This window comes from Streptomyces corynorhini, from assembly GCF_003346515.1.
Lineage (GTDB): Bacteria > Actinomycetota > Actinomycetes > Streptomycetales > Streptomycetaceae > Streptomyces > Streptomyces corynorhini.
In genome coordinates, this window is record NZ_QQNA01000246.1 from 33,279 (window position 1) to 51,844 (window position 18,566).

The following is an 18,566-nucleotide window of genomic DNA, read 5'->3' on the forward strand; positions in this document are numbered from 1 at the left end:
CCACGTCATCGGCCTCGGCGCGGGCGGCGCACCCCGCGACACGCCCGGCGCCGAACCGGCCGAACCCTCCGCGCCCCTGCCCACCCAGCTCGCCCGGCAGGCCGCCCTGACCCCCGACGCGACCGCCGTGGTCTCCGGCGACTCCCGGCTGACCTTCGCGCGGATGGACGAGCGGGTGACCGCGCTCGCCGCCGTACTCGCCGCGCGCGGCGCCCGCCCCGGCACCCGCGTCGCCGTCGGACTCCCGCGCTCCACGGACCTGATCGTCGCGATGCTCGCCGTCATGCGGACCGGAGCCGCCTACCTCCCGGTCGACCCCGCGTACCCCGCCGACCGGATCGCGTACATGATCGAGGACTCCCGGCCGGTCGCCCTGGTCGCCACCGACGCCACCGCGCCGCTGCTGGACCCGGCCGGGCGCCTGCCGCTGATCGACCCGGCGGACACACCGTCGGCGCCCGCCGCCGCGACCGGCTCCCCGGCCCTGCCGGGCGCCCACGACGCCGCGTACGTCATCTACACCTCCGGCTCCACCGGCCGCCCCAAGGGCGTGGTCGTGGAGCACCGTTCGCTCAGCAACCTCCTCGACCACCACCGCCAGGAGGCCCACGCGCAGGCCCAGCACGCGCTCGGACGCAGGCTGCGGGTCGCCCTGACCGCCCCCACCTCCTTCGACGCCTCCTGGGACCCGGTCCTGTGGATGGCCGAGGGCCACGAACTGCACATCGTCGACGACACCACGAGAAGAGACCCCGAGGCGCTCGTGGCCTTCCTCGCCGAACAGCGCGTCGACGCCGTCGAGACCACCCCCACCCATCTGCGCCAACTCCTCACGGCGGGGCTGCTCACCGGCACCGGGCACCGCCCCCGGGTGATCGCCCTCGGCGGCGAGGCCGTCGACGACGCGCTCTGGCACGAGCTGGCCGACCGCCCCGAACTGCTCGTCTACAACTTCTACGGCCCCACCGAGACCACGGTCGACGCGGTCACCACCCGCGTCACCGGCCCCTTCCCCGCCATCGGACGGCCCGTCAGCGGCGCCGGGGCCTATGTGCTCGACCCCGCGCTGCACCCGCTGCCCCAGGGCACCGCCGGCGAGCTGTACCTGTCAGGCGAGGGCGTGGCGCGCGGCTACTCGGGACGGCCGGGACTGACCGCCGAACGCTTCCTGCCCGACCCGTTCGGCCCGCCCGGCGCCCGGATGTACCGCACCGGCGACCTGGCGCGCTGGAGCGGGAGCGGCACGCTGGAGTTCCTCGGCCGCGTCGACCGGCAGATCAAGGTCAGGGGCCACCGGGTGGAGACCGGCGAGATCGAGGCCGCGCTGCGCACCCTGCCCGGCGTCAGCGAGGCCGCCGTGGCGCTGACCACCCCGGCGGAGGGCGTCGAACGGCTCGCCGCCTACCTCGTGACGCGGGAGCCGCACGAGCCCGCCGACCCGGCACGGATACGGGACGCGCTCGCCGCGCTGCTCCCCGAACACATGGTGCCCACCGCCTACGCCACCGTCGAGCGCCTCCCGCTCACCGCGCACGGCAAACTCGACACCGACCGGCTCCCCGAGGCGCTGCCCTTCGCCGCCTCCGGCGCCGAGGCGCGCACCCCGCGCGAGGAGCGCATGTGCGCGCTGTTCGCCGAATGCCTGGGCCTGGAGCGGGTCGGCCGGGACGACAGCTTCTTCGCGCTCGGCGGCCACTCCCTGCTGGCGACGCGGCTGGTCAGCCTGATCCGCGCCGCCTTCGGCGCCGAGGTGCCGATCCGGGCGCTGTTCGAGACCCCCACCCCGGCGGCCCTGACCGCCCTCCTGGACACCGCGTCACCCGCCAGGGCGCCGGTCGCCGCGGTCGAGCCGCGCCCCGCCCGCGTACCGCTCTCCTTCGGCCAGCAGCGGCTGTGGCTGCTGGAACGGATGGGCGAGGCGGGCCCCGCCTACCACCTGCCCATCGCGCTGCGCCTGACGGGACGGCTCGACCGCACCGCCCTGGCCGCCGCCCTGGAGGACCTGGTACGGCGGCACGAGAGCCTGCGTACCGTCTTCGCCGAGGACGAGGACGGCCCCCACCAGCGCGTCCTGCCACCGGAGGACGCCCGGCTCACGCTGCGGATGGCGGTCGCCACGGCAGGCACCCCGGTGCGCCCCGACGACCGGCCCTTCGCCCTCGACCGCGACATACCCGTGCGCGCCCAGCTGTTCTCCGTGGACCACGGTGAGTGGATCCTGATCCTGACGATCCATCACATAGCCGCCGACGGCTGGTCGATGGGCCCGCTGATGCGCGACCTGTCCGACGCGTACGCCGCCCGCCGCCGGGGCGCCGCCCCGGACCGCGAGCCGCTCACCGTCCAGTACGCCGACTTCGCGATCTGGCAGCGCGCCCTGCTGGGCGACCCGGACGCCCCGGACAGCCTCGCCCGGCGCCGGCTCACCCACTGGGCCGCCGTACTCGACGGCCTCCCGCCCGAGATCACCTTCCCCGCCGACCGGCCCCGCCCCGCCCGGCCCTCGGGACAGGGCGGCACCGTCCCCGTACGCCTCGACGCGGCCACCCACCGGGCGCTCGCCGCCCTGGCGGGCGACAGCGGCGCCAGCTCCTTCATGGTGCTGCACGCCGCCCTCGCCGCCCTCATGACCAGGCTCGGCGCCGGGGACGACCTCGCGATCGGCACCCCGGTCGCCGGCCGCACCGACGAGAGCCTCACCGAAATGGTCGGCTTCTTCGTCAACACCCTCGTCCTGCGCGCCGACACCTCAGGCGCCCCCGACTTCGCCGAATTGGTACGGCGGATCCGCGACGCCGACCTGGCGGCCTACGCCCACCAGGAACTGCCCTTCGAGCGGCTCGTGGAGGAGCTTCAGCCCACCAGGTCCCTCGCCCGCCACCCGCTCTTCCAGGTGATGCTGACCCTCAACAACAACCGGGCGCCCCGGCTCGACCTGCCGGGCCTGCACGCCGAACTCGGCGGGGTGGAGACCGGGGGAGCCAAGTTCGACCTCTCCTTCAGCTTCACCGAGCGGCCCGACGGCGCGGACGGCTCCACCGTCCTCGACGCCACCCTGGAGTTCGGCGCCGACCTCTTCGACGAGGCCACGGCCCGGCGGATCGCCGACTGGTTCACCCGGCTGGTGCGTCTCGCCGTCACCGGGCCCGACACCCCGCTCTCGGCGCTGACCCTGGTCGGCCCCGCCGAGGAGAGCCGCCTTCTCGCCCTCGGCGACGGCGGACCGGGCGCGGGCGATCCGGGTACGGTCCTCGACCGGTTCGCCAGGACCGTGCGGGAGGCCCGCAGCCGCGACATCGCGGTCACCGCGCCCGACGGCCGGCTCTCCTTCCCGGAGCTGGACGTACGCTCCGACCGGCTCGCCGCGCTCCTCGCGGCGACCGGCGTGCGCCGCGGCGAACGGGTGGCCGTCCTGCTGCCCCGCTCCACCGACTCCGTCGTCGCTCTCCTCGGCGTGCTGAAGGCGGGCGCCGTCTACGCCCCCCTCGACGCGTCCCTGCCCGACGGCCGGATCGAAGCGGTCCTGGACGACGCGCGTCCCCGGCTGGTCGTCACCGCGCGCGCCACCGGCGACCGGATCCCCGGCCCGGTACCCCAACTGGTCCTGGACGGCGACGCGACCGCCAGGACGCTGGAGTGCGGCGCCCCGGACGGCCTCCCGGCCCGGCCCGTCCCGGGCGACGCCGCGTACCTGCTGCACACCTCCGGCTCGACCGGCCGTCCCAAGGGCGTCCTGGTCGGCCACCGCTCGCTGGCCCGGCTGCTCGACCACCACCGCCAGCACGTCTTCGCCCCCGCCGTCAGGGACGCCGCCGACGGCGGCAAGCGCCTCGATGTCGCCCTGACGGCCGCGCTGTCCTTCGACGCGTCCTGGGATCCGGTGCTCTGGATGATCGACGGTCACCACCTGCACGTCCTGGACGACCTCACCCGGCGCGACCCGGAAGCCCTCGTGGCGTGCGTCCGCGACCGCGGCCTCGACGTCCTGGAGACCACCCCGACCCACGTACGCCAGCTCCTGGACCTCGGCCTGCTGCGCGAGGACGCACCACACCGCCCGGCCGTACTCGTCCTCGGCGGCGAGGCCGTGCCCGCCGCGCTCTGGACCGAACTGCGGGCCGCCACCGGGGTGCGCTGCTGGAACTTCTACGGCCCCACCGAGGCCACCGTCGACACCCTGGAGGCGCCCATCGGCGCGCCCCACGGCGCGGCGCACCGCCCCGTCCTGGGCGCCCCGGTCACCGGCACCCGCGCCTACCTCCTCGACGCGGCACTGCGCCCGGTGCCCACGGGTGTCGAGGGCGACCTCTACCTCGCAGGCGACAGCCTCGCCCTGGGTTACCACGGCAGACCGGCCGAGACCGCCGCCGCCTTCGCGCCCGATCCGTACGGCCCCGCCGGCGCCCGGATGTACCGCACGGGCGACCGCGCGCGGCGCGCCGCCGACGGCGCCCTGGAGTTCACCGGACGCTCCGACGGCCAGCTCAAGATCAGGGGCTTCCGTGTCGAACCCGACGAGACGGCCGCCGTCCTCGCCGAGCACCCCGGTGTCGCCCAGGCGGTGGTCGTCGCCCAGGGTGCCGAAGGGGCCGAGGCCCGGCTGACCGCGTATCTCGTCCTGGCCGACGGCCACGCCCGGGACGGCGACGGCGACGGCGGTGACCACCGGGACGGCAGTGACGGTCCGCACGACAGGGACGACAGGGGCGACAGGGGCGACAGGGGCGACAGGGGCGACAGGGACGCCCTGGACGCCGTACGCGGCCACGCGGCCCGGCTGCTGCCCGCCTACATGGTCCCGGCCGGCTGGCGGATCCTCGACCGGATCCCGCTCACCCCCAGCGGCAAACTGGACCGCCGGGCCCTGCCCGACCCCGGCCCCGCCCGGACCGGCGCGTCGGGCCGCGCGCCCCGGGGCCCGCGCGAGGACGTCCTGTGCACCCTGTTCGCCGAGGTGCTCGACGTCGAACAGGTCATGATCGACGAGGACTTCTTCGCGCTCGGCGGCCACTCGATGCTCGCCACCCGGCTCATCGGCCGCATCCGTACGGCACTGGGCGTCGACGTGTCCATCCGCACGCTCTTCGAGGCACCCACCGTCGCCGCGCTCGCGGACCGGCTGCTGGACGGCGCCGCCGACAACGCGCTCGCCACCCTGCTGCCGCTGCGCACCTCCGGCGACCGGCCGCCGCTGTTCTGCGTCCACCCGGCCGGCGGACTGGCCTGGCCCTACGGCGGGCTGCTGCCGCACCTGGACAGTGACCAGCCCGTGTACGGACTCCAGACCCCGAACCTCGACGGCACCTCGCCCTTCCCCACCTCCATCGAGGCCATGGCCGCCGTCTACGTCGAGGAGCTGCGCACGGTCCAGCCGCACGGCCCCTACCACCTGCTCGGCTGGTCCTTCGGCGGCAACGTCGTCCAGGAGGTCGCCGTCCAGCTCCAGGAGGCCGGTGAGCGGGTCGCCCTGCTCGCCATCCTCGACGCCTTCCCGCTGCCCCCGCTGGACGACCTGGACAGCGCGGGACGCGACACCGTCTTCCGCGCCCTGCTCACCAACCTCGGCGTGGACGCCGAGGCGCTGGAGAGCACCGGCGCGGTCGACGCGGCGTCCGTGCGCGACGAGTTCCGCCGGATCGGCAGCCCGCTGGGCTCGCTGGAAACCGTCACCATCGACGCGATGGTCGACAACTTCGCCGGCCAGTCCCGGCTGATGCGGGCGTACACCCCTCGTACGTTCCACGGCCCCGTGCTCTTCTTCACCGCCACCGAGGACCGTCCCGACGACACCTTCGGGACCGGCCTGTGGGCGCCGTACATCGACGGCCACATCGAGAACCACGACGTGGCGTGCGCCCACGCCCAGATGATGCAGCCGGCCGCCAGGGAGCGGATCGGTACCACCGTGGCCGCCGCCCTGCGCGCCATCCACCCCACCGCACCAGGAGACCCCTCATGACGAACCCCTTCGACGACCCCAGGACCCAGCACCGCGTCGTGGTCAACGCCGAGGACCAGCACGCCCTGTGGCCCTCCTTCGCGGACGTCCCGGCCGGCTGGGACGAGGTCTTCGGCCCGGCCGACCAGGCGGCGTGCCTGGAGTACGTGGACCGCAACTGGACCGACCTGACGCCCAGGAGCGCCCGCGTGACCGTGGGCTGACCCCCACGCGCACGGCCTTGCCCGCACGTCCGACCGGCCCGCGTGGCCGACGAGAGGCAACGATGACGGCTCAGCACCCTGTGGCGATACGCGCCGAAGGGCTCACCAAGAGATTCGGCGACAAACAGGCCCTGGCGGGCGTCGACCTGGAGGCACCGGCCGGCACCGTGCTGGGCGTTCTCGGCCCCAACGGCGCGGGCAAGACCACGACCGTACGCGTGCTGTCCACCCTGCTGCGGCCGGACGCAGGGCGGGCCTGGGTGGCCGGGCACGACGTCCTCGACGACCCGGAGAGCGTACGGGCCAACCTCGGGCTCTCCGGCCAGTACGCGGCCGTCGACGAGAAGCTCACCGGCCGGGAGAACCTGTATCTGGTCGGCAGGCTGTACGGCATGAGCCGCCGGGCCGCCCGGCGGCGCGCCGGTGAACTCCTCGGCCGCTTCCGGCTGGAGGAGGCCGCCGACCGGCTCAGCGGTACCTTCTCCGGCGGCATGCGCCGTCGGCTGGACCTGGCGGGCGCGCTGGTCGCCAGGCCCTCCGTCGTCGTCCTGGACGAACCGACCACCGGTCTCGACCCCCGGGGCAGGTCCGACACCTGGGCGTCCATCAGGGAGCTGGTGGACACGGGCACCACCGTCCTGCTGACCACGCAGTACCTGGAGGAGGCCGACCAACTCGCCGACTCCATTCTCGTGATCGACAGCGGCCGGGTGATCGCCCGGGGCTCCGCCGCCGAACTGAAGGCGCGCGTCGGCGGCGAGCGGCTCGCGCTGACCGTCCCCGACCCGTCGGCCCGCTCCCGAGCGTACGAGGTGCTCGGCTCCCTGGGCGCCCACGTACCGGACCTCGACCGGCGCACCGGACGCTTCACCGTCACGACCGACCACGGCGCCGAGACCCTCGAATACGCGCTCGGCAGGCTGCGGAGGGAACAGATCGCCGTACGGGAGGTGGAGCTGGCCCCGCCCACCCTGGACGACGCCTTCCTCGCCCTCACCGGCCAGGAGACCGCCCCGGCGGCGCCCGCCCCCGCCGGAGCGGACACCGACCCGCACACACTGACCCTCGCCGCGGTCCCCGCCGCCGGCACCCGTTCGGACGAGGAGACGGCATGGCGTCCGTGAACCGGGTGGCGCGCGACGCGTCCATCATCGCCTGGCGCAATCTGCTCAATCTGCGGCGCACCCCGGGATCGGTGATCGCCGCCCTGGTCCAGCCCGTGATGTTCGTCCTGCTGCTCGCCTATGTCTTCGGCGGCAGCCTGGGGGGAGGCGACTACCGCACCTTCCTGATGGGAGGGATCTTCGCCCAGGCCGTCACCTTCAACGCGGCGTTCACCGCGCTGGGACTGGCCCACGACATGGACAAGGGCATCGTGGACCGCTTCCGCTCCCTGCCCATGCCGCGTATGGCGGTGATCCTCGGCCGGACCCTCTCCGACCTGATCATGAGTACCGTCACCCTGGTGGTCACCTCCCTGTGCGGGCTGCTGGTGGGGTGGCGCATCGCCGGGACTCTCGGCGAGGCCCTGGCCGCCTATCTGCTCATCCTCCTCTTCGCGTTCGCCATGTCCTGGGTGGGCGCCACCATCGGGCTGATGGCGCGCAGCGTCGAGGTCGCGCAGAGCGCGGGCCTCATCTGGCTCTTCCCGGTCACCTTCGTCTCGTCGTCCTTCGTCTCCACGGCGACGATGCCCGGTCCGCTCCGTACCGTCGCGGAGTGGAACCCGATCTCGGCCGTCGCCACCGCCGTACGCCGCCTCTTCGGCAACCCGCCCCCGGGCGGCATCCCGGTCGGCGACGCCTGGCCCGTCGTCCACGCGCTGCCCTACGCGCTGCTCTCCGCCGCCGCCATCACGGCCGCGTTCATGCTGCTCGCCCTGCGCCGCTTCCGGGCCGTCACGGTCGGGTGAGCACGGCCCGTGCCGCCGCCGCGCGCGGAGGTCAGCCGGTCCCGCGCGCGCGTCCTCGTCTCCGTCCTGCCGCGTGCGCGCCGCGTCTTCGGGCCCGGCGCACCGGGGTGAGCAGCAGGAAGATGGTGGCGAGAACGGCGATCGCCTGCGCGACGACGGCCAGCCGCTTGTCCCGGTACCAGTGGGGCTCGTACATGTCGGGGAAGGGGCCCAGGGTCCCCACATCGACACATCGGTAGATCAGCAGCAGCGCCAGGCCGCCCGTGGCGACGAGCCAGGCGAACAGGTCGCCCGGCACCCGGCGCCAGGCCAGCACCAGCAGCGCCGCGAGCGCGGCCAGGCCCGCTTCGATCCGGAAGAGGTCGCCCTGGCCGATGCTCCCGGAGACCGCGTCGTACCGGTCGGCGAGATGCGCGTGCAGATACGCGTCCCAGGCGAGCGCGGCCGCTGCCACCAGCCGCGCCAGGGCGCGCAGCACGCGCAGGGTCCGGCTGGAACCGGAGGGCGCGCCGGGCCCAGGACCGGTCGGCGGACCCGGCTCCGCGCCGGAGTTGACTGCTGACATCACGGCTCCCGGGGGTGAGGGCCTCTGAGCGGCCGCCGGCTCGCTGCCGCGCGGTGACGGTCTCGCGACGACCGCGCACCGGCCACGGCCGTACGCCCCACTAGACTCCACCGGCCGCCGCCCGGCCAGTGGGCGGACCCGTCCGGTGTATCCACGGCGGCTCCGCGCGCGTCCCTTTCCCGGCCCACGCGCGTGCGGGACGCCCCTCGACCAGGTGCCCGTGCCTGAGGCGCCCGTGCGCGAGGTGCCCGTGCCGGAGGTGGTTGTGCGCGAGGTGCCCGCGGCTGAGTCGCCCGTCGTCCACACGCCCTGCTGATCTCGTTTCATGATCTCAACGATGGCCCCCGCGACGGGTCGTGCACATCCGGTATGTCCCTGAATCCGGATCAGGGGAACCCCTGGATCAGCTCGGGGTCGACAGCACGCGCAGCACGGAATAGGCGCTCTGGACAAAGCCTCCGTCGGCGGTCGGAGCCGTGTTCGCCAGGGCGACCACGGCGGTCCGTCGCGACGGGCAGAACCCGGTGAACGTGGTGAACCCCCGGGTACCGCCCGAGTGGTGGTAGAGATCCCCCTCCGCCCTCACCCGGATGTTCCAGACCAGCGCCAGCCGCCGGGCGCCGCCCCCCAGGGAGAGTCGGGGGCGCGTGACATCGGCCAGCGCCGTCCGCAGCCCACCGCCGCCCGGCGCCGCCGCCGGGTCCATCAGCGCGTCGAGCAGCGTCAGCAGATCGCGCGCGCTGGAGCGCGCCGCGCCCGCACCGGCCAGTCCGGGAATCAGCCAGGGCGGCCGGGCCCGGCCGTGCCAGTAACCGACCGCCGTCGTCCCGCCGCTGCCCGCTGTCCCCCCGCAGTCCACTGTGCGTCCGCAGTCCACGGTGCGTCCGCCGTCCGCCGTCCCCTCACCGTCCGCCTGCCACCCGCCCTCCACCGGGCCGCGCGGCGCGCGCCCACAGCTGCCCGAGCCCGCCGGAGCGCAGGACGTGGACGCGGACGCGGACGTGTGACGCAACCCGAGCGGCGCGAGCACCCGGGCCGCGAGGAGTTCGCCGTAGGGAGGCCGTCGGCCCGGGTGGCCGCTCGCGGCCCGGACCAGCAGTTCACCGAGCAGCCCGACTCCGAAGTTCGAGTAGCGCACCCGCTCGCCCGGCCGTACGCGCGTACGCGTCCTGGCCAGGGAGCGCAGCAGGTCGTCCGCGGTGAACCCGGCGTACGGATTGCTGAACCAGCGGGGCGCGGCGGCGGCGAGGAAGCCGGGGGGCAGCCGGGGCAGCCCCGAGGTGTGGGTGGCCAGATGGAGCGGGGTGATGGATCCGCCGGGCGTGCGGGGGAGCACGCCGGACGGCAGGAACCGGGCGAGCGGGTCGCCGTACGCCATCTCGCCGCGCGCGACCTGTTCGGCGAGGAGCACCGCAGTGAGGCACTTGGTGACCGAGCCGATCTCGAACGGTGTGTCGGCCGTGACCGGAGTTCCGCCACCGTGCGCCGCACCGTCGTGCCTGGTACGTCCGTACGCCGCCTCGTCATGCCCGGTACGTCCGTGCGCCGCACCGTCGTGCCCGGTACGTCCGTACGCCGCATCGTCGTGCCCGGTACGGCCGTGCCCGGTACGCCCGTGCGCCGCACCGTCATGCCCGGTACGCCCGTGCGTCACGACCGCCCACCGCTCGCCCTGGCGCAGCGCGATGGCCACCGCTCCGGCACCGCGTGCCGCCCCGGTGATCGCGGCGGCCGGTCCGCGGGCCCAGTCGGGCGGCGGCGGCCGGTCCGCGCTCTTCATCTCGTACACCGTGCCCGTGAGCCCCGCCGTCATCAGCGGGTTCCGAGCGTGCGCGAGACCGCGAGGGTCCCGGCCACGGCGGCGACCACGGTGGAGTGGTGGTGCGCGGCGAACCGCTCCTGGTCGTCCCCGGTGACCGGATGGCCGTCCCGGGGCATCAGCCCGTCCTCGTGCTGGATCCCGGCGAGCCGCTCCCAGACCGCCGCGTCGCCGAGCGGCTCGGGCAGGCAGTTGTCGACGATCAGCAACTCGGCCACCAGGTCCCATTCGCCGATCTCCGCCCAGATGTCGATCCACACGGGCAGCCACCGGCCGACGTGGCGGACGATGTCGTCGGGCAGCCGCTCGGGCAGCCGTCCCCAGTCGGTGATGTGGAAGACGGTGTGCGTCATGCTGTACGCGGTCAGCCAGTCGATCAGCCACGGTTCGGGGAGCGCGCCCAGCCAGGTCGCCGCCGTCAGCCCGGCCCAGTCGGTGCCGCCGGTGCTGCCGGTGCGAGGCCCCTCGTCACCGTCCTCGCCCCGGTCGAAACCGCTGATCCGGGCGGCGTTGGCGACCGCGAGGCGCCGGTTGGGCAGGACCTCGGCCGCGCGCGTCGAGTGCAGCGAGGTCGTGTGCCGCAGCAGCAGCTCCAGCGGCTCGTGGCGGTAGCCGCAGCGCGCGTAGTGGGCGTACGTCTCCAGCGGGTCGCTCATCATCGGGTAGCGCAGCAGCCGTTCGTGCAGCATGGATCCGCCGCCGAGCTGTTTCCAGCCGAAGTCCAGCAGTTCGCGGGCCAGTCGCAGTTCCGTACTGCCCGCCACCGCCTCGCGCAGCACCAGAGAGGCGGCCAGGCCGGTTTCGCCGAGCGGCTTGTAGACGGTGTCGGGCTCGGCCAGTTCGGCGGTGCAGCCCGGCGGCAGGGCGCCCCGCTCCCGGTGCGTGTGGAGCCAGCCGAGTGCTCGCGAGGCCAGGAGGTGGGCGTGCTGTGTGACGGAGATGGCCATCAAGTCCCGGTCCGATCGGATGGTTCGTACGCGGACGGGCCGGCGAGCAGCCGGCGGGCGATCGCGGTGTCCAGCGCCGTCCGGTCACCGGCCGCCATCTGGGCGATGTGCTCCACCAGGGGCGCCGGATCGAGCGGCAGCGCCACCCCCTCGGCGCGCAGCCAGGCCAGCCAGCGCACGATACGGGCCGCGGTGGGGTAGTCCCGGCGCAGCGTGGCACGGGTCGCCCCGCGCGCCAGCCCCAGGGGCGCGCCCCTGGCCGCCTCGTGCACCGGACCGTCGAGCCCCGGCAGCGCCAGGGTGCACAACTGCCCCATCCGTACCGACCACGAGGCCCAGTCGGCGCCGTCGCCCCCGGCGGTGGGAGCGGTCGGCCGGGCCGCCGTGACCCCGTCGGTGTCCCGGCCGGTGAGTACGGTCAGCAGGGTGACGGTGCCCCAGTCGCGCCACGCCATCAGCCAGGCGGCCTCGGGTCCCGCGGGCGGTGCGGGCGGCGTGTGGTCCGACGCGGGCAGCGCGGTGAGAGCCACCCGCACGGCCTCGGCGTCCCGCGCGTGCAGCGCGGCGCCGGCCAGCAGGGCCGGTGCGAAGGCGTCGGCACCGATGATCCGGACGGCGGCCAGGGCCGCGCCGGGATCCGCTGCCCGCTCGACGTGTTCGGCGACCATGGCCGTACTCCCGGCGCCGAGGAGGGCGCCGAGAGTACGTCGTGCCAGGCCGGCCGCCGACGCCTGATAGGAGGTCCGCGACCGGTCGCCGGTCACCGGTCCCTGGGCTCCTTCGGCGAGAGAAGGGCCAGCAGCAGCAGAACGCCGCCCGCTTCCGGCGCGTAGACCGGAGCGTCACTGACCGGCGCCTCGGGCTCGGTCATCGCCGCGCCCAACGCCGTTGTGTCCAGGCTGATTTCTCCCGGCCTGATGGTCTGAGAAAGCATCATTGGCTCCTCGTGCAGATGCCATCGCCCCCTATGGGCAATGCCACGGCCCACCCTAAGGTTTATCCGACAAACCGGCCAATTAAGTATCAATGGGGCGTGAAGGTGCGGCGCATGACGGGGACACCTGGTCCGGACGGGCGCATCGGACGGAGGGTCACAGGTTCGGCCGCCGTCCGTCCTGGACATGGAACGGAACGCTCGTCACCACGATCTTGGGCAGGTGTCGCAGCGCCCGCCGCAGCCGTCCCGCCAGCGGGGACTGCAAGGCGCGGTGCCACCAGTGGCGTACGACGATCTCGGGAATGATGACCGTGATGGTCAGGTCCGGACGCTGATGGTGCAGTGACTCGATGTAACTGATCAGCGGTGCCACGATCGCGCGGTACGGCGAGACGACGATCCGCAGCGGCAGATGGTCGCCCCACAGCAGCCACGCCTCACGGAAACGCTCCGCGTCCTCGTCGCTCGGGCTGACATGCAGGGCCAGGACGGGCTGCTGCAGCGAGGCGGCGTACGCCAGCGCCCGCATGCTCGCCTGGTGCAGCGCGTCGACCGGCACCACGGACAGATGCCGGATCTCCTCCGGGGTGTCCTCGGCCTCCGAGTCCGCCCCGTCCCCCGGCGCGGCCCCCTCGCCCGCGGCACGGCGAGGCGGAGCGGCCCGCGCCGGGGCGCAGGTCTCGGGCGGCGGCGGGAGCGTGCCGCTGGGGATCTCGATGGTCTGCGGACGCAGCCGCAGCGCCGCCCCCACCCGGTCGTAATAACGCCTGATCCGCGTCGTGACCAGCAGGAACCCGGCCACGGCCAGGATCGCGACCCAGGCGCCCTCGGTGAACTTGGTGATCCCCGCCGTGACGAAGACCAGCGCCGAGAGCAGCGCGCCGGTGGCGTTGAAGCACAGGCTCTTGCGCCAGTGCCGGTCACGCCGCCGCCACCAGTGCACCACCATCCCGCTCTGCGACAGGGTGAAGGCCAGGAACACCCCGACGGCGTACAGCGGGATCAGCGCGTCGGTCCTGCCCTCGAACGCGACGTAGACCACGGCCGCCGCCACCGACAGCAGGATGATGCCGTTGCTGAACGCCAGCCGGTCTCCCAGCCGGGTGAAGATCCGCGGCGCGTGGTTGTCGCGCGCCAGCAGGAACAGCACCCGGGGGAAGTCGTTGTACGCGGTGTTCGCCGCGAGCAGCAGCACCAGAGCCGTCGCCGCCTGGGTGAACACGTACAGCCCGCCGTCGCCGAAGCTGCGGTGCGCCAGCTGGGAGAGCACGGTCTCCCGCGACCGCGGCACCACCCCCTCCAGATGGACCATGGCCATCGTCCCCGCGAACATGGCCACCAGCAGCCCGATCATCCACGACAGCGTCGTCCTGGCGTTGCGCCAGGACTCCGGCTTGAACGCGGGCACGGCGTTGGAGATCGCCTCGATACCGGTCATCGCGGTGGATCCGGAGGCGAACGCCCGCATCACCAGCAGCAGTCCCACCCCCTCGGCCGCGTGCGGCGGCGGCGTCGGTACGGGTTCGAATCCGCGGCCCGCCGCGTGGTACAGCCCGAAGGCCACCAGCACGGCGATCGCGAGGATGAAGGCGTACGTGGGCGCGGCGAACAGCGCGCCCGCCTGCCGGACCCCGCGCAGATTCCCCGCCAGCAGCACGGCGATGACCAGCACACCGATCAGGACGACGTCGTCGCTCAGTCCGGGCAGCGCCGAGGTCACCGCGGCCATCCCCGAGGAGACCGAGACCGCGACGGTCAGGATGTAGTCCGTCATCAGCCCGGCGGCCGCCACCAGCCCCGGCACCCGCCCCAGATTGTCCGTGGCCACGATGTACGAGCCACCGCCGTGCGGATACGCCCGGATCGTCTGACGGTACGACACCCCGACCGCCAGCATCAGGAAGACGATCGCCAGCGCCACCGGAGCCGAATACGCCAGCCCCGCCGTACCGGCGAGGACCAGCACCGTGATCAGCGCCTCCGGACCGTACGCCACCGACGACAGCGCGTCCGCCGACAGGACCGGCAGCGCCACCAGCTTGCGCATCCGCTCCCGCGCGATCGCCGTGCTCCGCAGCGGCGCCCCCAGCACCGCCCGCCGCACCCGCGTACTGAACCCGCCGGGCAGCGCCGTGTCCCGCGCCTGCGCCGCGCGCCCGGCCGCTTCCCTCTCCCGGCCGCGCGCGCCACCCCTGCCCGGCACCCCGACCAGCGGGGCGATCTTGACGAACCGGCCGAAGCGGGCCGGTACGATCTGCGCCGGCTCCGGGTAGCTGCCGACATCCGGATCCACCGGCAGCGCGCTCCGCCAGGCGTCGGGCTCGGCCGACACCCGCCCCCATTCCCGCCCCACCTGCCGCAGCAGCATGGACTGTTCCGCGTCCGGCCTCGGCGTCGAGACGGGCGGCGCCGCCGGGTCGGCCGGCCCGTGACCGCTGCCGCCGTCCTCGTTCCGCTCTCCCGGGTTTCCTTGGGTCTCCGTCACATCCGCGAGTCTCTGCGGCGGACCGCGCCCCCGGTTTCACATCGGCTCGACGACACACGGACCGATCTTCCGACAACCCGTTCGGCCCCGTGGGGCCGCGCCCGGGAGGGAGCCGCGGGCCGGGTGCGACGGCCGCCTCAGCGCGCCCCGGCGCCGTACATCGGGAAGAATCCGGAGGGTGTCCGGGCGGGCCCGACGAGGTGCTCGACAGCCGACGACAGCCGAGAGGAGAGATCCACGTGAACGGTACGGATCGGACCGGCGAGGAACACCGGCCCGCGGACGAGGTCGTGGTGGCCCTCAGCGGCGGTGCGAAGGAGGACGCCCGCGAGGTGTTCGGCGTCCTGCGCACCGCGTACGGCTGCGACCGCGCGGCCGACGACGTGCCCCAGGAGGTGGCGGGGGACCGGCCGACGGTCTGGATCGCCACGTTCGACGTGTCGGACGTACGGGCGAAGCCGCGCCCCGCGCGGCTGACGGCCCCGGTGGCGGCCACACTCCAGGGCGGTTACGCGGCGGTGGAGAGCCTGCGCGCAAGCCTGGCCTCGGCGTTCGCCGTACGCGTCGTGGGCACGGCCTCCGGCGACCAGGAGGAGGAACTGCAACTGCGACTGGAGAGCCGGCCGTGACCTCGCGCGCCACCCCTGGTCCGTCCGTGTTGCGGCGCCGCGCGGACGGGCGCACCCTGGGGTGACCCGGAAGTGATGGCCGCTCACGCTTCGTGCTCGGGAGCCGTTGACGCACAACGCGGTGAAGCCCGTGGGCCTGCCCTGTGAGGAGACTTGCCCATGACCGCTCCACTCGTGCGTCACTACGTGGTGGAATCACCCGCCTCCCCGGAACGCGTGCCACGCCTGCGTCGTATCGTCGTCGCTCACCTTCGGTACTGGAGACTGGAGTTGGAGGCGGTTCCGGTGGGCGCGGCACTCGGCGCGCTGCTGGCCAACGTGCACCGGCACGTCGGCGAGGGCACTCGGTGCGCGGTCGAGCTGCGCTGGACCGGACGCCATTTGACGGTCGCCGTCGAGGACGAGGGGCCTCGGCTGCCCCGACTGCTCAGCGCGGGCGGTGGCGGGCTGGCCCGCGTCGCCGCGCTCAGCGACAGCTGGGGCACCTGCGCCACCGAGCGGGGCAAGGTCGTCTGGTTCACCCGCAGTGTGGCCACCCCGCAGGACATACCGCGCCGGCCGGCGCCCCCGCTCACCCCGGTCGGCACCGTGTGCGGGCCGCCCGCCCGTGAGGGCCGCCACGAGGCCCTCGCCACCGGCGGGGTCCGCGTACGGCCCTGACCTCACCCGGGCTCCGGCCCGGCCTCCGGATCGTCCGCCACCAGATGCACCGCGGCCTCCTCGGCCGAGGCCGCGGCGCCGTCGATACCGACATCGTCCGCGATCATGTCCTTCTCGGCGTCCTCGTGGGCACCCTCGTCCGGCGCCACCAGCCGGCCCGCGCGCGCGTCGCCGACCTCGTGGTCCAGCCGCTCACCCTCCCCGTACGGCAGATCCCCGACGCCGTCCCCGCCGGCGACGGCGTCGTCGGGCACCTCCTGGGCGAGGCGCTGCTCCAGGGACTCGCCCGCCAGCCGCTCGGCCGCCGTCGTACCGGTGTGCTCCACGCCCAGTGGGCGTTCGGGCGGCGACCAGCCCTCGTCGAAGGGGTCGGAACCGCGGTCCACGAGCGTGTCCTCGGAGTCGAGGATGCCCTGGTCCTCGCCGATCTCGGCGTGGTCGGGCTGGTAGACCTCGTCCCCCATCGTCCCGCTCGTGTCGCCGCTCACGTCATCCACCTCGATCGCCACGTCCCGGTGTGCCCGTACCGCGCCGCGCGCAGCCGCGGCCCGCGCGGACCATCCGTCGCAACCACCCTCCCACCTCTCGCCGAAGTGTCAAACGGCAGCCGAAACAGCACGTCAACAGCGTGTCACCAGCACGTCGACCGCGCAGAGGGAACGTCCGGGAACGCCGCTGCGCCGGTGCGTCCAACAGTTCGATGTGCCCCGATCCGTTTCGTCACGGACCACGGGGTACCCGATAGCCCACACACACCGAGCGGAGGAGAAGACCCCGAATGACTGTGCGGCCGACCATGGCACAACCCGACACCGGCCAGGACACCGACTCGTGGCAGTGGCTGCGCCACGCGGCCTGCGTCGGAGCCGACCCCGAACTCTTCTTCCCCGTCGGGGAGTCCGGGCCGGCCGTCCAGCAGGCCGAGCGCGCCAAGCAGGTCTGTCACGGCTGCCCGGTGGAGAGCGCGTGTCTCGAATCAGCGCTGAACACCGGCCGTACCACCGGCGTGTGGGGCGGTACGGACGAGGAGGAACGCAGGCGGCTGCGGCGCCGCGCCGACCGCCGCCGCGGCGCGCACGGCGGCCAGAGCCGCGGCTCCCGCCCGTCGGCCTCAGGCGGCTCGCGCCGGCCCTGAGGCGGCGCGCGCGGCTGTGCCGCACGACGGTCGGGACGCTGTGGCGCGGTCCCCGCCCGCCGGGCCGCCCGCCGGGCCGCCCACGGGAATAGAGTGGTGCGCCATGAGCAACCTTGATCGTCAGGCCGCCGTCACCGTCTGCGGCGGTCGCGGTTTCGTGGTCGCCGAACCCGTACGGGAACTGCTGAGCCCTCGCCGGGTCCGGCTGGGCGAGTCCACCGAGGTCCGCAGACTGCTGCCCAACCTCGGCCGCCGCATGGTCGGAGCCTGGGCCTTCGTCGACCACTACGGGCCCGACGACATCGCGGACGAGCCCGGAATGCAGGTACCGCCCCACCCCCACATGGGCCTCCAGACCGTCAGCTGGCTGCACGAAGGAGAGGTGCTGCACCGGGACAGCCTGGGCAGCCTCCGGACCGTACGCCCGCGCGAGCTGGGCCTGATGACCTCGGGCCGGGCCATCTCCCACTCCGAGGAGAGCCCCCGCGACCACGCCCGGCTCCTGCACGGGGCCCAGCTCTGGGTCGCCCTGCCGGACGCCCACCGCCAGGTCGCGCCACACTTCCAGCACCACACCGACCTGCCCGTCGTCACCGCCCCCGGCCTGGCCGCCACCGTCATCCTGGGCACCCTCGACGGAGCCGTCTCGCCCGGCACCGTGTACACCCCGATCACCGGCGCGGATCTGTCCCTGACCGGCGGCGGCGAAGCCCGCCTGCCGCTCGAACCCGACTTCGAGTACGCCGTACTGTCCATGTCGGGCGAGGCCGAGGTCGACGGCGTCCCCGTACTGCCCGGCTCGATGCTCTACCTGGGCTGCGGCCGCACCGAACTCCCGCTCCGCGCCGTCTCCGACGCCGGCCTGATGCTTCTGGGAGGTGAGCCCTTCGAGGAGGAGATCGTCATGTTCTGGAACTGGATCGGACGGTCCCAGGAGGAGATCGAGCAGGCGCGCGAGGACTGGACGAACGGCACCCGCTTCGGCGAGGTGAAGGGCTACGACGGCCCTCCGCTTCCCGCCCCCGAACTGCCCGCCACCCGGCTCAAGCCCAGGGGAAGGATGCGATGACCTGGGCCGATGTCGAGAACCAGGGGAGGCTGTGGCGACTGCGTAGACATTCCGTTTTTGAACGGGAGGTCGTGTCCGATACGGCCTCTGAAGGACTGTCGCGAGCGTGCCGGCGAGTCTCACGCGGCACAGGGTGCAGTCGGCTCTGGTCGAACGAACGCTGACCTTTTGCCGACTTTCGTGACTGGTCGTCAGATTGCTCGGGTCGGCTTCGCGCGCTGCCGAGCGGTATCAGGTGCTTCGGCG

Annotated in this window: 14 protein-coding genes and 1 pseudogene; 8 read left to right on the top strand and 7 right to left on the bottom strand. The window is 74.0% G+C overall.

All coding sequences use genetic code 11. From position 1 onward, the window contains the following. Positions 1-91: 91 nt before the first annotated feature. The 4 genes and pseudogenes from DVH02_RS26845 to DVH02_RS26860 form a co-directional block, all read left to right on the top strand. A pseudogene (locus DVH02_RS26845) lies at positions 92-5,959 on the top strand (amino acid adenylation domain-containing protein); the annotation flags it as partial. Beyond that, positions 5,956-6,162, top strand: coding sequence for an MbtH family protein (locus DVH02_RS26850; protein WP_114626438.1), 207 nt, complete (start codon positions 5,956-5,958; stop codon positions 6,160-6,162). The pseudogene DVH02_RS26845 and the gene DVH02_RS26850, both read left to right, overlap by 4 nt. 62 nt (positions 6,163-6,224) lie before the next feature. Beyond that, positions 6,225-7,286 carry an ATP-binding cassette domain-containing protein gene (locus DVH02_RS26855; RefSeq protein WP_114626439.1) on the top strand — a complete coding sequence of 354 codons (1,062 nt, stop codon included), beginning with the start codon at positions 6,225-6,227 and terminating at the stop codon, positions 7,284-7,286. Further along, a complete protein-coding gene (locus DVH02_RS26860) occupies positions 7,274-8,074 on the top strand; it encodes an ABC transporter permease (protein ID WP_114626440.1) in 801 nt (266 codons plus the stop codon). The genes DVH02_RS26855 and DVH02_RS26860 overlap by 13 nt, the downstream gene beginning before the upstream one ends. A gap of 31 nt (positions 8,075-8,105) precedes the next feature. Here DVH02_RS26860 and DVH02_RS26865 read toward each other — a convergent pair whose 3' ends face one another. The 6 genes from DVH02_RS26865 to DVH02_RS26885 form a co-directional block, all read right to left on the bottom strand. Continuing rightward, on the bottom strand, positions 8,106-8,639 hold the full coding sequence (locus DVH02_RS26865; protein WP_233518485.1) for a hypothetical protein: 534 nt from the start codon (positions 8,637-8,639) through the stop codon (positions 8,106-8,108). A gap of 403 nt (positions 8,640-9,042) precedes the next feature. Continuing rightward, a complete protein-coding gene (locus DVH02_RS26870) occupies positions 9,043-10,452 on the bottom strand; it encodes a serine hydrolase domain-containing protein (protein WP_114626441.1) in 1,410 nt (469 codons plus the stop codon). Beyond that, positions 10,452-11,405 carry a DUF6895 family protein gene (locus DVH02_RS26875; RefSeq protein WP_199566426.1) on the bottom strand — a complete coding sequence of 318 codons (954 nt, stop codon included), beginning with the start codon at positions 11,403-11,405 and terminating at the stop codon, positions 10,452-10,454. Before DVH02_RS26875 ends, DVH02_RS26870 begins: the two co-directional genes overlap by 1 nt. Beyond that, the gene (locus tag DVH02_RS26880) at positions 11,405-12,169 is read right to left on the bottom strand and encodes a hypothetical protein (RefSeq protein WP_114626443.1); all 765 of its coding nucleotides are present in this window, start codon (positions 12,167-12,169) and stop codon (positions 11,405-11,407) included. The genes DVH02_RS26875 and DVH02_RS26880 overlap by 1 nt, the downstream gene beginning before the upstream one ends. Then, positions 12,166-12,339, bottom strand: coding sequence for a hypothetical protein (locus DVH02_RS35700; protein ID WP_199566427.1), 174 nt, complete (start codon positions 12,337-12,339; stop codon positions 12,166-12,168). The genes DVH02_RS26880 and DVH02_RS35700 overlap by 4 nt, the downstream gene beginning before the upstream one ends. 157 nt (positions 12,340-12,496) lie before the next feature. Further along, entirely contained in the window at positions 12,497-14,389 is a 1,893-nt protein-coding gene (locus DVH02_RS26885) for an APC family permease (RefSeq protein WP_407697684.1), read from the bottom strand. A 677-nt stretch (positions 14,390-15,066) separates the two neighbouring features. Between DVH02_RS26885 and DVH02_RS26890 the strand changes: the two genes are divergently transcribed. Together DVH02_RS26890 and DVH02_RS26895 are read left to right on the top strand one after the other, a co-directional pair. Next, positions 15,067-15,456 (top strand): hypothetical protein, encoded by a 390-nt coding sequence (locus tag DVH02_RS26890; protein WP_114626445.1) that lies wholly within the window; start codon positions 15,067-15,069, stop codon positions 15,454-15,456. Between the two features lie 159 nt (positions 15,457-15,615). Next, entirely contained in the window at positions 15,616-16,116 is a 501-nt protein-coding gene (locus tag DVH02_RS26895) for an ATP-binding protein (protein WP_147286134.1), read from the top strand. 2 nt (positions 16,117-16,118) lie between these two features. Here the strand turns inward: DVH02_RS26895 and DVH02_RS26900 are convergent, their stop codons facing one another. Further along, a complete protein-coding gene (locus DVH02_RS26900) occupies positions 16,119-16,580 on the bottom strand; it encodes a DUF5709 domain-containing protein (protein WP_114626465.1) in 462 nt (153 codons plus the stop codon). 332 nt (positions 16,581-16,912) lie between these two features. Between DVH02_RS26900 and DVH02_RS26905 the strand changes: the two genes are divergently transcribed. Then, positions 16,913-17,251, top strand: coding sequence for a WhiB family transcriptional regulator (locus tag DVH02_RS26905; RefSeq protein ID WP_114626466.1), 339 nt, complete (start codon positions 16,913-16,915; stop codon positions 17,249-17,251). Positions 17,252-17,354: 103 nt separating this feature from the next. Then, positions 17,355-18,320, top strand: a complete 966-nt coding sequence (locus DVH02_RS26910) for a pirin family protein (protein ID WP_114626447.1) — start codon at positions 17,355-17,357, stop codon at positions 18,318-18,320. Positions 18,321-18,566: the final 246 nt, after the last annotated feature.